We start from the raw sequence: 15,032 nt of genomic DNA on the forward strand, positions 1-15,032 counted from the left end.
CCTCCGGGGGATCGGGTCAGCGACGACGCAGGCCGAGGCGGCGGCCGGAACCGCGGGGCGCGGCGGCGACGCCCGGACCGCGCGGGTCGCGGACGGCACCGGTGTCGCGCATGCCGTCCCGGCGGGCCTCGCCCTCCGGGTCGAGCCGGCGCCGGACACCGCGGGCCACCGCACCGGCACGGCCGGCGACCCGGCGGCGCAGCGGCGGGCGCAGACCGAGCCGACGGGCGGACCGGGCCGCGCGGGCGACGGCGCGGCGCTGGCGGGTCGGCACGTCCCACGCCTCGGGGTGGCGCGACAGCCAGCGGTAGCGGTAGGCCGTCCAGGGCATGAGCAGCAGGTAGGCGAGTCCGGCGACGGCGATCCCGAGGAACGGGATCGTGATCAGGATCGCGACGACCGCGGCCACCCCGACGAGCAGCCATCGGGTGGCGCGGGGGGAGACCCGGACCGTCTTGAGCGACAGCGTCGGGATGCGGCTGACCATGAGCCCGGCCGTGACCAGCGCCCACACCGCGACCAGTGGCCGCTCCGACCACCAGCCCTGACCGAAGTGCAGCCACAGATAGATCGGGATGCCCGCGGTCAGCGCGGCCGCGGGTGCCGGGACGCCGACGAAGAACTCACGGGCGAACGGCGGGGCGCTGTCGTCGTCGATCAGGGTGTTGAAGCGTGCCAGGCGCAGCGCCATGCACACCGCGAACACCAGGGCCACCATCCAGCCGGCCCGGGTGCCCTCGAACGCCCAGATGTAGATGACCAGGGCGGGGGCGACACCGAAGGACACCAGGTCGGCCAGCGAGTCGAGCTCGGCGCCGATCCGGCTGGAGGCGTCGAGCAGCCGGGCCAGGCCTCCGTCGAGGGCGTCGCAGAGCGCGGCCACCAGGACGGCGATGATCGCGAAGTCGAAGCGCGACTGGAGCGCGAAGTAGACCGCGGTCAGGCCCGCACAGAGGTTGAGGACGGTGACCGCGTTCGGCAGCAGCCGCACGCCGGCGGGATAACCGCCGGCGGGGCGGGACATCCCCACGACCTCAGCGCTCCGCCGGCCCGGCCACCAGGCCGAGCACGGTCTCCCCGCCCACGGTCCGCTGGCCGGGGCGGACCAGCGCGGTCGTCCCGGGCGGGAGGTAGGTGTCCACGCGCGAGCCGAACCGGATGAGGCCGAACCGCTCGCCCGCGGCGACCTCGTCGCCGGCGCGCAGGGCGCAGACGATCCGGCGGGCCAGCAGACCGGCGATCTGCACGACCCCGACCCCGACGCCGTCGGCGCGGACCACGGTGATCGCGTTGCGCTCGTTGTCCTCGCTCGCCTTGTCCAGGTCCGCGGACAGGAACGTGCCGGGCGAGTACTGGACCCGCGCGACGCGGCCGTGCACCGGGACCCACTGGACGTGCACGTCCAGCACGGTCAGGAAGATCGAGACCCGGGTGTGCGGGACCCGCGGCAGGTCGAGCTCGGCGGGCGGGACCGTCTCGGTCACGGTGGCGACCGCGCCGTCGGCGGGGGCCAGCACCGCGTCGGTGCGCAGCGGCGGGGTCCGGACGGGGTCGCGGAAGAACAGCGCGGTGGCCGCGGTGGCGAGCAGGCCCGGCAGGGTGCCGCGGCCGGTGAGGGCACGCACCCCCGCCGCAGCGAGCGCCACACCGGCGACGATCGGACGCCCGCCCGGGTGCATCGGGGGGATCGCGTCCCGGACCAGTCGGGCGATGTGGGTCGGGGAGGTCCCGGTTCCTTCGGCCATGGTGGGTCGTCGGCTCCTGATGCTCCGGTGGGGGATCACCAACGCTACGCGGGCGCCGCGGACGGCCGTCCGGCGGGACGACCGGGACACGCCGAGGATCCGGGGGTCCCCGTGCCGGGACGGAACCGGTGGCAGGATCGTCGGTTCGTGCCCGACGCCGTCCGCCCGCGGTGCGCGACCCCGCGGGCCGGTCGGGGGCAGCACAAAGGGCCGGGGCCGTCGTCCCCCGAGACGACGACCCCGGCCTTGGAACCGCTCGTCCGCTCCCCAGCGACGGGCGGTGGGTCTTGTGCTGTAAAGGGTCTACCCCTCCACACCGGAAAGTATTCCTCTCCGACGACCGGCAGTCCAGATCACGACGGATGTCCGCCGTGATCTACCTCTTTCGGCCGAACGGACACCCCCTAGGACGTCGCGCGCGATGAGATCGTTGCCCCGACTGCCTATGAACCAGCTCACACTTTCGGCGCAGCCGCACGTCCGCGCGAGTGGTGGGTCCGTCGCAGAGCGCGATCCTGCTCGCGACGCCCGGACGCCCTGACCGCCCGCCCGGCTCCGCGTGTCACCGCCCGGCGCCGGGCCGCGACCACCGGACGCCGGGTCACGGGGCGTCGAGCAGCCAGACCGCGACCTGCTCGCCGTCGGCGACGGAGGTGGTGTCGGCGGGCAGGTCGATCAGGCAGTCGGCCCGGGCGAGCGCCGCGATCAGGTGCGACCCGGTGGACCCCACCTCGGACACGGTCCCGGCGGCGGCGTCGAGCAGGCCGCGCCGGAACTGGCGGCGCCCCGCGGGCGAGGACAGCGTCCCGGACAGCCGGGCGGTCACCACCGGCCGCGCCGGTGCGGGGTGCCCGGCCGCCGCCCGGAGCGCGGGCCGGACGAACACCTCGAACGAGACCTGGGAGCTCACCGGGTTCCCGGGCAGGGTGACGGTGGCGACCTCGGTCCCGCCCAGCTCGAGCCGGCCGCAGCCCTGCGGACCGCCGGGCTGCATCGCGACCTTGCCGAACTCCACGCCGTGGCCGGTCATGGCGACCTTGACGACCTCGTAGGCGCCGGCGCTCACGCCGCCGGAGGTGAGGACGAGGTCGACGCCGTCGCCGACCTTCTCCGCGAGCACCGCACGGAACCGCTCGACGTCGTCGGGGACGAAGGACAGCTGCTCGGCCGTCGCGCCCGCCTCCCGGACCGCGACGGCGAGCATCGTGCCGTTGGACTCGTAGATCTGCCCGGGCGCCAGCGTGCCACCCGGGGCGACGAGTTCCGAGCCGGTGGACAGCACGAGCACGTGCGGGCGACGACGGACCGGCAGCTCCGCCCGGCCCACGGCGGCGGCGAGCCCGATCTGGGGCGCGGCCAGCACCGTCCCGGCCCGCAGTACGACGGCACCCGACGCGGCGTCCTCACCGGCCCGGCGGACGAACGCGCCCGGCTGCGGGGCCTCGTGGATCCGGACGCGGTCGAGCCCGCCGCCGGGACCGGCGTCGGTCTGCTCGACCGGCACGATCGCGTCCGCGCCCTCGGGGACGGGGGCGCCCGTCATGATCCTGGCCCCGGTGCCCGGCGCCAGCGCGGGGACGTCGGTGCGCCCGGCCGGGATGTCGGCCGCGACCGGGAGCTCCACCGGCGATTCCGCCGAGGCGCCGGCGAGGTCGGCCGCGCGGACCGCGTAGCCGTCCATCGCGGAGTTGTCGAAGGGCGGCAGCGCGACGCCCGCCGTCAGGTCCTCGGCCAGTACCCGGCCGCTCGCGGCGGCCAGCGCGACCGGCTCGGTCCCGGTCGGCGGCAGCAGGGCCGCGACCGCCGCGGCGTGCTCGGAGACGCTGCGCGGACCAGCCTGCGACCAGGTGCTCATGGCCCCATCCTGCCCGCCGTCGCGGACGGCCCGCAGCCCGGCGGGGTCCGCTTGCACTCACCACGGGCGAGTGCTAGAAACGGGCTCAGCATCCACTGGCACTCGTGTCCGTGGAGTGCCAAGGTCGGGTCGGTGAGTCCGGCGCAGGGTTGCCGGGCGTCCGTCGCGGGCACCGCATCCGATCACTCGACTCACCTCTATCGGAGGGCAACACCCCCATGGCGAAGCAGATCGCGTTCGACGAGGAGGCCCGTCGGGGCCTCGAGCGGGGCATGAACACCCTCGCCGACGCCGTCAAGGTGACGCTGGGCCCGAAGGGCCGCAACGTCGTGCTCGAGAAGAAGTGGGGCGCGCCGACCATCACCAACGACGGTGTGTCGATCGCCAAGGAGATCGAGCTCGAGGACTCCTGGGAGAAGATCGGCGCCGAGCTGGTGAAGGAGGTCGCCAAGAAGACCGACGACATCGCGGGCGACGGCACCACCACCGCCACCGTGCTGGCCCAGGCGCTGGTCCGTGAGGGCCTGCGCAACGTGGCCGCCGGCGCGAACCCGATGTCGCTCAAGCGCGGCATCGAGAAGGCCACCGAGGCCGTCTCCCAGGCGCTGCTGAAGTCGGCCAAGGAGATCGAGACCAAGGAGCAGATCGCTGCCACGGCCTCCATCTCGGCCGCCGACCCGCAGATCGGTGAGCTCATCGCCGAGGCGATGGACAAGGTCGGCAAGGAAGGCGTCATCACGGTCGAGGAGTCGCAGACCTTCGGGCTCGAGCTCGAGCTCACCGAGGGCATGCGCTTCGACAAGGGCTACATCTCGCCCTACTTCGTGACCGACGCCGAGCGCATGGAGGTCGAGCTGGAGGACCCGTACGTCCTCCTCGTCTCCTCCAAGATCTCGACCGTCAAGGACCTGCTCCCGCTGCTGGAGAAGGTCATGCAGTCGGGCAAGCCGCTCGCCATCATCGCCGAGGACGTCGAGGGCGAGGCCCTGGCCACCCTGGTCGTCAACAAGATCCGCGGCACCTTCAAGTCCGTCGCCGTCAAGGCCCCGGGCTTCGGTGACCGCCGCGAGGCGATGCTGGCCGACATGGCCATCCTGACCGGTGGCGAGGTCATCTCGGAGAAGGTCGGCCTCAAGCTCGACACCGCCGACCTGTCCCTGCTGGGCACCGCCCGCAAGGTCGTCGTGACCAAGGACGAGACCACCATCGTCGACGGCGCCGGTGACGCCGACCAGATCGCCGGCCGGGTCAACCAGATCCGCGCCGAGATCGACCGCACCGACTCCGACTACGACCGCGAGAAGCTCCAGGAGCGCCTCGCCAAGCTGGCCGGCGGCGTCGCCGTCATCAAGGCCGGCGCGGCGACCGAGGTCGAGCTCAAGGAGCGCAAGCACCGCATCGAGGACGCCGTCCGCAACGCGAAGGCGGCCGTCGAGGAGGGCATCGTCGCCGGCGGCGGCGTGGCGCTCATCCAGGCCGGTGCCGGCCTGTTCGAGGGTCTCGGCCTGGACGGTGACGAGGCCACCGGCGCGAACATCGTCAAGGTCGCGCTGGAGGCCCCGCTCAAGCAGATCGCGGTCAACGCCGGCCTCGAGGGCGGCGTCGTCGCGGAGAAGGTCCGCAACCTCCCCACCGGTGAGGGCCTCGACGCCGCCACCGGCGAGTACAAGGACCTCATCAAGGCCGGGATCATCGACCCCGCCAAGGTGACCCGCTCGGCGCTGCAGAACGCGGCCTCCATCGCGGCCCTGTTCCTCACCACCGAGGCGGTCATCGCCGACAAGCCGGAGAAGGGTGGCGGCGCCCCCGCCGACCCGACCGGTGGCATGGGTGGCATGGACTTCTGATCGGTCCTGCCTCACCAGGCACACAGCACCACCCCGCGGGGGCGGTACCGGTTCGCCGGTGCCGCCCCCGCGGCGCGTCCGGGGGCCGCCGTCACCCCAGGGCGACGACGGCCGCGCGGGCCCGCTCCCGCAGCGCCGTCACCAGCTCCGGCGGGTCCAGCACCCGCACGTCCGGCAGCAGCGGCCACAGCGCCCGCCCGGCGTGGAAGAGGTCCCCGAACGCGGCGACGACCTCGGTCGTCCCGTCCCGTGTCCGCTCCTCGTCGACGGTGACGGCGGACAGCGCGTCGCGACGGTCGGCGGGCAGCGCGAGGCGGACCCGGATCCCGGGCCGCCGCGCCCGGAAGTCCTCCCGGCGGCGCAACCACAGCTCCTCCAGGTCGACTCCCTCGGGCCGGTATGCGGGCTCGGCCAGCGGCTCGGCCTCCTCGATCCGCGACACCCGGTAGGTGCGGTCGTCCCCGTCGCGCAGCGCCAGCAGGTACCAGCGCCCCGACGCCTGGACCAGCCCGACCGGGTCGACGACGCGTTCGGCGGCGGGCCCGGGCTCCGCGCCCGGCCGGGTCCCGGTCCGGTAGCGGATGCGGAGCCGGACCCCGCCGAACACCGCGCGCTGGACGGCGGTGAGCACGTCGGTGGTCGCGCCGTCGTCGGTGTCGCGCAGCCAGCCGCCGCGCCGGACCAGCACCCGTCCGGCGGCGTCGGTGGCCTGTTCCCGGGCGGCGTCCGGCAGCGCGGTGACGATCTTGCGCATGGCCGAGGCGAACTCCGGCCCCAGCCCGAGCGCGCCGGGCGTCGACGTCGCGCCGGAGCCGAGCAGCGCGACCGCCTCCCCCGGGGTCAGACCGGTGAGGTCGGTGGTGAAGCCCGGCAGCAGTGCGAAGCCGCCGTGCCTGCCGCGTTCGGCGTAGACCGGGATGCCCGCGGCCGACAGCGCCTCGACGTCGCGCAGCACGGTGCGCTCGGAGACCTCCAGCTCGCGCGCGAGCACGGCGGCGGTGGTCCGGCCGCGGTGGCGCAGCAGGAGCACGAGGGACAGGAGCCGGTCGGCGCGCACGTCCCGGAGAATGTCATGGAATCACGACAGGAGATGTCGGGTATCGCGGGCACGCTGGCGCCCATGACGAACCCGACGCTCACCACCGATCCCCGCCCCGCCTACCTGGCCGCCCTCGACTGGGTCGCCGACCTCGCCCGGGCCGTGCCCGCCGACCGGATGGCCGACCCCACCCCCTGCGACGACTTCGACGTCCGCACCCTGCTCGCGCACCTGGTCACGACACTGCGCAGACCGGCGGCGCTCGCCGCCGGCACCGACCCGATGGCCGCCCCGCTGGTCAGCGACGACGTCCTCGACGACCCGGTGTCGGCCTACGTCGACGAGGCGGCGGCGCTGCAGGCCGTCTGGTCCGGCCCGGACGGCGAGGCACTGCTCGACCGGGTCGCGCGGCTGCCGTTCGGCGAGGTCCCGGCGCGGGCCGCGCTGGCCGTGTACCTGAACGAGACGCTGGTGCACGGGTGGGACCTGGCCGTCGCCACCGGGCAGGACCCGGAGGCCGACCGGGAGCTGGCGACGACGGCGCTCGCCACCGCCCACGCGTACCTGCCCGCCGAGCGGCGTGGCGGCCCGGTGCCGTTCGGCCCGGTCGTGGAGCACCGCCCGGAGGCGGGGCCGACCGAGCGGCTGGCGAACTGGTCGGGCCGGGTGTCGACGGGCTGGGTGGGCTGACGGGCCGGGCGGACCGGGCGGGCCGGGCGGACCGACGGGCTCCGGCGTCGCGGCTCCCCCTCGTGAGCCGCGACGCCGGAGCCCTGCGCCCACCCCACCGGCTCAGGCGGCCGGTGCGATCAGCCAGGCGGCGAGGTAGACCAGTGCCGCCGCGCCACCGGTGACCAGGGTCAGGACGAGGACCGCGATGCGCAGCAGCGCGGCGTCCGCACCCAGGTCGGCGGCGAGACCGCCGCAGACACCGCCGAGCATCCGGTCGGTGCTGCTGCGCCGGAGCCGGAACGCGGCGACGCGGTCGCCGATCCCCTGCGCCGTCGTCCGGGTCCCGGCTCCGCCGTACGGCGCGCCCGCGGTGGAAGGCGCCCCGGCGCCCGGACCGGGGTGGGCGGTCCCGGGGTCCGCAGCGGCGTCCGGGCCCGCGTCGGAGGGACCGGCGCCGGTGGGCGGGGCCTCCGGTCCCGCTGCACCGACGCCCGCGGTACCGGCGCCCGCGGTACCGGCGCCCTCCGGCATGCCGGAGGTGGCGGCGCCGAGCGGTCCGGGGTCGGTCGCGTCGGGACCGGTGGCCGTCGCGGCGACCGGCACCCGGTCGGTCACCGCGGCGTCGTCGGCCCCGACGACCTCCGTCGAGGCGTCGTGGACGTCGGTCCCGGTCGGTGCCGTACCGGTCGTGCTCGCGTTGTTCTCCATGGCTCCAGGCTGTCGCCCCGGCGAGCGCCGGGACTCGGGACGAGCCCGGAGACCGACCCGGAACCGGGGCCGCCCCGCCTCAGGGGCACGGCCCCGCGCGTCCCGGGGTCGCGGTGCGGCTCAGCCCGGCGAGCGGGGCCCGGGCGGGCCGGAACCGGGCGGTGGGTGGCCGGGCGGCGGCGACATGTGCCCTCCCCGGGCGTCGCGGACCGCACCGGTGTGCCCGTGATCGGCGCCGTACGGAGGCCCCCGATCCGGGGGGCGGGCTCAGCCGGCGTCGGGCAGGGCGGGGCCGAGGAGGTCGTCGGCGTCGACGATCCGGTAGGCGTAGCCCTGTTCGGCGAGGAAACGCTGCCGGTGCGCGGCGTAGTCGGTGTCCACGGTGTCGCGGGACACCACCGAGTAGAAGTGCGCCTGGCGGCCGTCGTTCTTCGGGCGCAGCAGACGTCCGAGCCGCTGGGCCTCCTCCTGCCGGGACCCGAACGTGCCGCTGACCTGCACCGCGATCGTCGCCTCGGGCAGGTCGATGGAGAAGTTCGCGACCTTCGAGACGACCAGCGTCGCGATCTCGCCGCGGCGGAACGCGTCGAACAGCTTCTCCCGCTCCTTGTTGCGGGTGGAGCCCTGGATGACCGGGGCACCGAGCTTCTCCCCCAGCGCGTCGAGCTGCTCCAGGTAGGCCCCGATGACGAGCGTCTGCTCCCCGGAGTGCCGGTCGAGGATCGCCTGCACGACGTTGAGCTTGGTGTTCGCCGTCGACGCCGTCCGGTAGCGCTCCTCGGAGTCCGCCGTCGCGTAGGACATGCGCTCGGCGTCGGTCAGCGTGACCCGCACCTCGATGCACTCGGCGGGCGCGATCCAGCCCTGCGCCTCGATGTCGCGCCACGGGGCGTCGTAGCGCTTCGGGCCGATCAGGGAGAACACGTCGCCCTCGCGGCCGTCCTCGCGGACCAGGGTCGCGGTGAGGCCGAGCCTGCGGCGGGACTGCAGGTCCGCCGTCATCCGGAAGACCGGCGCCGGGAGGAGGTGCACCTCGTCGTAGACGACCAGGCCCCAGTCCCGGGAGTCGAACAGCTCCAGGTGCTTGTACTCGCCCTTGGTCTTGCGGGTGACGACCTGGTACGTGGCGATGGTGACCGGGCGGATCTCCTTCTTCTCGCCCGAGTACTCGCCGATCTCCTCCTCGGTCAGCGACGTCCGCGCGATCAGCTCGCGCTTCCACTGCCGCCCGGAGACGGTGTTGGTCACCAGGATCAGGGTCGTCGCGCCCGCCTTGGCCATCGCGGCCGCACCGACGAGGGTCTTGCCCGCGCCGCAGGGCAGCACGACCACCCCGGAGCCGCCCTCCCAGAACCCGTCGACCGCCTGTTGCTGGTAGTCCCGCAGCGTCCAGCCGTCCTGCTCCAGCTCGATGGGGTGGGCCTCGCCGTCGACGTACCCGGCGAGGTCCTCGGCGGGCCAGCCGACCTTGAGCAGTGCCTGCTTGAGGTGCCCGCGCTCGGACGGGTGCACGACGACGGTGTCGTCGTCGAGCCGCGCGCCCAGCATCGGGCTGATCTTCTTCTGCCGGAGGATCTCCTCCAGCACGGCGCGGTCCAGCGCGGTGAGGACGAGGCCGTGCGCGGGGTGGTTGGACAGCTGCAGCCGCCCGTAGCGCCCCATCGTGTCGACGACGTCGACCAGGAGCGGCTGCGGGACCGGGTAGCGGGCCCAGCGGACCAGCGCGTCGACGACCTGCTCGGCGTCGTGCCCGGCGGCGCGCGCGTTCCAGAGGGCCAGCGGGGTGACCCGGTAGGTGTGGACGTGTTCGGGTGCCCGCTCCAGCTCGGCGAAGGGCGCGATGGCGGCGCGGGCCGCCGCGGAGTCGGGGTGGTCGACCTCGAGCAGCAGTGTCTTGTCGGACTGGACGATCAGGGGGCCGTCGGTCACGGAACGAATCCTCTCGAGGCCGGGGGACGGAGCTGTACGGGTCCGCCGGACGCCGAGCGGAGACGAGCGGTCGGCGTGTGTCACGTCACGTGACCATGAGGCAACCGGCCCTACGCCACTCGGGAGACGAGGGTTCCGGGGGCTAGACTCGGCAGCCGTCCGTCACGCACAGACGGGACCCGGCACGATCATATCCGTCCGACTCCCCCGGGACGCGGCAACCGCCGCCCCGTGTCGGTCGTGGTGTGGTCGAGCGGTTCCCGTCGTGACCCCGAAAGGCGCACCGGACCAGCTGATGCTCCCCGACCTCGTGCCCGCCGCGCCGCCCGTCCCCGGACCGGAGACCGACAGGGAGATCTCGCCGTGACCACCGTGACCAGCACGGAACGCCCGAGCACGTGGTCGGAGCGACTCGACCCGCGGAACTGGAGCCTGGTCGCCAAGCTGGCGGTCGTCGGTCTGGTGCCCACGGTCCTCGCCCTGTCCATCGGCGCCGTCCGCGTCGTCGACCAGGCCAACGTGGCCGAGGAGCTCGGCCGCGGCAGCGGCCTGGTCGACGTGCACCGCCAGATCGAGACGCTGACCGGCGCACTGCAGACCGAGCGCGACGCCGCGGTCCGCTTCGTGGCGGGGAACCGGCTCGGTGACCGGGCCGCCGTCGACCGGGCGCAGGCCACGACCGACCAGGCGCTGCAGGCCTCCACGGCGGGGCTCGACGCCGCCGAGCAGCAGGCCCCCGACCTGGCCACGGCCCGCCGGCAGGCGGACACCACGCTGGGTCAGCTGCCGGTCATCCGGTCGCAGGTCGCCGAGGGGCCGACCGCGGCCGCCGACCTCACCGGCCGCTACACCGCGGTCGTCCAGCGCACGCTGGGGCTGGACCGGGCGCTGGTGGGGCGGCTGCAGACCGCCGACACGGCCGGTCTGACCACGGCGATCGCCGCCGGGTCGAGCGCCCGCGAGGCCCTGCAGCTCGAGCGCACCGTGATCGGTGGCGCGCTCGCCGCGGGGACGCTGGAGGAGCAGCAGCGCGCGCAGGTCACCGGGGCCGAGGCCTCGTTCCAGGCCGCGGCCGGTGACTTCCAGTCGTCGCTGACCCCGGAGCAGGCCGAGTCCTTCGGGAACTTCGGCGCGGGCCAGGCGAACGGCGAGCGCAACGCGCTGCGTGACCAGGCACTCTCGGTCCCGCCGGGGGTCGCGCCGCCGGTCGACCCGAACGCGTGGAACGCCGCCGTCGACCGGTCCGTCACCGCGGTGGACCAGTCCACCGCCGCCGCCGAGCAGGCGTTCGTCGACGGCCGGGCCGCGGCCGCCGAGCAGGCGGGCAACACCGCGGGCCTCAACTCCGTGCTGCTGATGCTCACGATCCTGCTGACCGCGGGCATCATCCTGCTGCTGGGCCGTCAGATGGTCCGTTCGCTGCGTCTGCTGCGCAGCTCGGCGCTCGAGGTCGCGGAGCAGAAGCTGCCCGCGGCGGTGCAGAGCATGCGCTCCGGGCAGGCACCGAACGCGCTCGTCGAGCCGGTCCCGCTGGACAGCCGCGACGAGATCGGCCAGGTGGCGCGGGCGTTCGACGCCGTGCACGGCCAGGCGATCCGCCTCGCCGCCGACCAGGCCGCGCTGCAGCAGAACGTCAACTCGATGTTCGTCAACCTCTCCCGCCGTTCGCAGGCGCTCGTCGAGCGCCAGCTGCAGCTGATCGAACAGCTGGAGAGCAACGAGCAGGACCCGGACCAGCTGTCGAACCTGTTCCAGCTGGACCACCTCGCGACACGTATGCGCCGCAACAGCGAGAACCTGCTGGTCCTCGCGGGCACCGACCTGGCGAAGCGGAACGTTGCGCCGGTGCAGGTCGTCGACGTCCTGCGGGCCGCGGTGTCGGAGGTCGAGCAGTACCAGCGGGTCGTCGTGCAGACCCCGCCGAACGCGACGATCGCCGGTCGCGCCGCGAACGACCTCGTCCACCTGCTCGCCGAGCTGCTGGACAACGCGACGAACTTCTCGCCGCCGGACTCGCAGGTCGTCATGTCGACGACCCGCACCGCCGACGAGTCGCTGCTGGTCGAGATCTCCGACCGCGGTGTCGGCATGACCGACTCCGAGCTGGTCGACGCCAACCAGCGTCTGTCCGGCCCGGCCGAGGTCGACGTGTCGGCCTCCCGGCGGATGGGCCTGTTCGTGGTCGGCCGGCTGGCCGCACGGCACCGCGTCAGCGTCCGGCTCGCCTCGGCGGCCGTCGGCGGCGGCTCGGGTGGGCTGAGCGCCTCGGTGACCGTCCCGCCGCAGCTGGTGCCCTCCGCGCAGCTGCCCGAACAGCGCCGCGACGGCGACCCGGGCAGCTGGGGCGGCGTGCCGCCCCAGGGTGGCGGGCAGCAGGCCGCCTCGCAGCAGGCCCCGGCGCTGACCGGCGGCGGAGCGCCCGACGGACCCCGGCCGGACTCCCCGGTCGCGGTGAACGGGAACGGTCGCGGTGGGTCGCTGCCGTCGATGGTCGCGGGCTCCGACGGCCCGATGACCCCCACCTTCGAAGCCGGCACGCCCTCGTCCACGACCGCGCGCAACGGCTCGGCCTCGAGCCTGCCGACGCGCCGTCCGGGGTCGTCGCTGACGAAGAACGCGGCCCCCGGCGACGCCGGCGGGCAGACCGCCGACGGGTCGGCCCCGACCCTCAACGGGTCCGCCCCACAGGGTCTGTCGGCCTTCGCGCCGTCGCAGGACGGCGCACACGACGGGCGGACCCCGGCCGACGTCTTCACCCCGGCCGACGAGGCCGGCTCCGGTCCCGCCGACGGCGACGCCCCGCACGGCGCCGAGGCGTTCCGGGGCACCGGCCCGGCCCCGTCCGGCGACGGTGACGGCCCGTCCGACGACACGGGCACCGGCGCCGGATCCCTCACGGACACCGAGGACACGGAGGCCGCGGTCCCCGCCGAGGGAACCGACCACACCGACACCGACGGTGACGCGGACCGCTCCGGCGGCACCGCAGCCCCGTCGGCCGCCGCCGCGCTCGGGCTGGCGGGTGCCGCTGCGGCGGCCGCCGCGGCCCGGGCCCGCGCCGACCGCGACATGGACGACACCGTCGTCCTGGACCGGGCGATCGGTGACGGCCCCGAGGACCACCGGCGGACCCCGGCCGGCGACGAGGGCTCCGGGGAGACCGACGCCGACGCCGTCACCGAGGACGGTCCGGACGGGACCGCCCCGGACACCGACGGCTCCGTGGACTCCCGGGCCACCGACGGGGACACCGACCGGGACACCGATGGGACCGCCCCGGAGGAGACACCGCTCGCGGCCCGGACGAACGGCATCGCGCCGTTCCCTCCGGCCCCGGGCGACCGCGCCGACGCCCGCAGGACCGACGGTCACGCCCACGACGGGACCGGAGCCGCGGACGCGGCCGGCACCGACGTGAGCGCCCCGTCCGGCCACACCCCGTCCGACGACACCGACGTCGACGCCACCGGGGTCGACACCACCGGGGTCGACGCCGGTGGTGTCGGCAACACCGGGGCGGGCAGCACCGCGACCGACCCCGCCGAGGACGACACCACCGGCACGGCCGCGTCCACGGACGCCCCCGGGACCGGCGCCGACGGCGACCGTCCCGCGGACACCGCGTCCGTGGACGGCGCAGCCGCGGACAACGGCTCCGGGGAAACCGGATCCGGGGACGGCGGCTCCGCCGGTACCGAACCCGAGACCGCGGCACTCCCGACGATCCGCCCGTCCGGCCGTACACCGATGGGCGGGCCGCTCCCGGCCCGCACCAACGGGTCCCGTCCCTCCCCGTCGCGACGCCCGGTCATGCCGGCCCGCGGCGCCGGACCGGCGCTGCCCACCCGTGGGCCCGGCCGCCAGGGCCCGCCCCCGGCACCGGCCCGCGGACCGCAGCAGCCCGCCCCCCAGCAGGCGCAGCCGGTCCAGCAGGCGCAGCACCCGGAGGCTCCGCAGGAGCGTCCGGTGCAGCAGGCGCCGGGCCGGCAGGCGCCCGCACCGCTGCCGAAGCGGGAGGGTGGCCGGGCCGCGGGCCCGGCGGGCCTGGCCGCGAACGCCGCCGGTTCCTCGCAGGACGCGCTGTTCGCACCGAAGGTGCCCGTCGAGGGCGACCGGGGTCAGCTCCGGCGCCCCGGGGCGGTCGAGTCGGCCCGGGCCCAGACCGGGTTCGACATGGGTCAGACCACCCCGATCTTCGACGACATCGCCTCGGCCTGGTTCCGCTCGAACCGCTCGGTGCCGGTCCGCTGGCAGGACGGCGCCGGCCCGAACGACGGCGCCCCGGCGGGTGCCGCGGCACCCGCGGCCCCCGCCGCGGCCGACGCCCCGGCGCCCCCGTCGGGCTTCGCCTCCCCCGCCGACGACGTCTGGCGTCAGGCCCGCGAGGCCACCGACGGCGACGAGTCGGAGACCGCCGGTGACGACCTGACGACCGCCGGACTGCCCAAGCGACGCCCGCGGGCGCGACTGCTCCCGGGCAGTGCGGCAGGATCGACCGTGCTCAGCCCCGCTCCGGCGGAGCCGAGGGACGCCGAGAGCGTCCGTGGCCGTCTCGCCAGCTACCAGCAGGGCGTGCGTCAGGGCCGGGAGAGCGCCTCCGGTGTCCGTCGCAACGCACTGGCCGGCACGACGGACACCGTCGACGGCGACTCCGAGCAGCACGACCCGCAGGACCAGCACGACCGGCAGGGCACCCGTGCCCCGCAGGGCACCACCGCGACCGGCACCCCCGAGCCCGCCGCGGACCGACCGAACTCGTCCGACCCCGAGGAGAACCAGTGAGGGCACCGCAGGCACAGCCGAGCCAGAGCCGTTTCGGCTGGCTGGTCACCAACTTCGCGGAGCGCGTCCCGGGTGTCGCGCACGCCATCGTGGTGTCGACCGACGGGCTGCTGCTGACCGCATCCGACCGGCTGCCGCGCGACCGGGCCGACCAGCTCGCCGCCGTCGCATCCGGTCTGGTCAGCCTGACCCAGGGCGCCGCGCGCTGCTTCGACGCCGGTGGCGTCGTGCAGACCGTCGTCGAGATGGACCGCGGGATCGTGCTGCTCATGTCGATCAGCGACGGCTCCTGCCTGGCCGTGCTCGCCTCGCCGAGCTGCGACATCGGCCTCGTCGGCTACGAGATGACGCTGCTGGTCGACCGGGTCGGCCAGCTGCTCACCCCGGAGCTGCGCGCCGAGCTGCAGGGTTCGTTCGGGCCCTGAGGCCGCGACTCCGGACCCCCAGGACGCGTT

10 protein-coding genes are annotated in these 15,032 nt (G+C 75.2%); 4 read left to right on the forward strand and 6 right to left on the reverse strand.

Features of this window, described 5'->3' with window-relative positions:
- Positions 1-16 precede the first annotated feature (16 nt).
- The 3 genes from pssA to moeA form a co-directional block, all read right to left on the reverse strand.
- Complete coding sequence (gene pssA / locus ATL51_RS14110) at positions 17-1,024, reverse strand: CDP-diacylglycerol--serine O-phosphatidyltransferase (RefSeq protein ID WP_073576660.1); 1,008 nt, start codon at positions 1,022-1,024, stop codon at positions 17-19.
- A 10-nt stretch (positions 1,025-1,034) separates the two neighbouring features.
- Positions 1,035-1,745: a phosphatidylserine decarboxylase gene (locus ATL51_RS14115; protein WP_073576661.1), complete on the reverse strand. Its 711-nt coding sequence runs from the start codon at positions 1,743-1,745 to the stop codon at positions 1,035-1,037.
- A gap of 601 nt (positions 1,746-2,346) precedes the next feature.
- A complete protein-coding gene (gene moeA, locus ATL51_RS14120) occupies positions 2,347-3,600 on the reverse strand; it encodes a molybdopterin molybdotransferase MoeA (RefSeq protein ID WP_100878850.1) in 1,254 nt (417 codons plus the stop codon).
- A 218-nt stretch (positions 3,601-3,818) separates the two neighbouring features.
- Here moeA and groL point away from each other — a divergent pair, with 218 nt between their 5' ends.
- Complete coding sequence (groL, locus tag ATL51_RS14125) at positions 3,819-5,447, forward strand: chaperonin GroEL (RefSeq protein WP_020622657.1); 1,629 nt, start codon at positions 3,819-3,821, stop codon at positions 5,445-5,447.
- A 91-nt stretch (positions 5,448-5,538) separates the two neighbouring features.
- Here the strand turns inward: groL and ATL51_RS14130 are convergent, their stop codons facing one another.
- Positions 5,539-6,504 (reverse strand): helix-turn-helix transcriptional regulator, encoded by a 966-nt coding sequence (locus tag ATL51_RS14130; protein ID WP_100878851.1) that lies wholly within the window; start codon positions 6,502-6,504, stop codon positions 5,539-5,541.
- A gap of 63 nt (positions 6,505-6,567) precedes the next feature.
- Here ATL51_RS14130 and ATL51_RS14135 point away from each other — a divergent pair, with 63 nt between their 5' ends.
- Complete coding sequence (locus ATL51_RS14135; protein ID WP_100880707.1) at positions 6,568-7,176, forward strand: TIGR03086 family metal-binding protein; 609 nt, start codon at positions 6,568-6,570, stop codon at positions 7,174-7,176.
- 102 nt (positions 7,177-7,278) lie between these two features.
- Here ATL51_RS14135 and ATL51_RS29695 read toward each other — a convergent pair whose 3' ends face one another.
- Together ATL51_RS29695 and ATL51_RS14145 are read right to left on the reverse strand one after the other, a co-directional pair.
- On the reverse strand, positions 7,279-7,866 hold the full coding sequence (locus ATL51_RS29695) for a PspC domain-containing protein (protein WP_322789680.1): 588 nt from the start codon (positions 7,864-7,866) through the stop codon (positions 7,279-7,281).
- Positions 7,867-8,133: 267 nt separating this feature from the next.
- Positions 8,134-9,795: a DNA repair helicase XPB gene (locus tag ATL51_RS14145; protein ID WP_100878852.1), complete on the reverse strand. Its 1,662-nt coding sequence runs from the start codon at positions 9,793-9,795 to the stop codon at positions 8,134-8,136.
- 363 nt (positions 9,796-10,158) lie between these two features.
- On the opposite strand from ATL51_RS14145, the gene ATL51_RS29010 reads away from it, so the two are divergent.
- Together ATL51_RS29010 and ATL51_RS14155 are read left to right on the forward strand one after the other, a co-directional pair.
- A complete protein-coding gene (locus tag ATL51_RS29010) occupies positions 10,159-14,577 on the forward strand; it encodes a nitrate- and nitrite sensing domain-containing protein (protein ID WP_157818360.1) in 4,419 nt (1,472 codons plus the stop codon).
- Complete coding sequence (locus tag ATL51_RS14155; RefSeq protein ID WP_020623626.1) at positions 14,574-15,002, forward strand: roadblock/LC7 domain-containing protein; 429 nt, start codon at positions 14,574-14,576, stop codon at positions 15,000-15,002. The genes ATL51_RS29010 and ATL51_RS14155 overlap by 4 nt, the downstream gene beginning before the upstream one ends.
- Positions 15,003-15,032 lie beyond the last annotated feature (30 nt).

Source organism: Pseudonocardia alni (assembly GCF_002813375.1).
Lineage (GTDB): Bacteria > Actinomycetota > Actinomycetes > Mycobacteriales > Pseudonocardiaceae > Pseudonocardia > Pseudonocardia alni.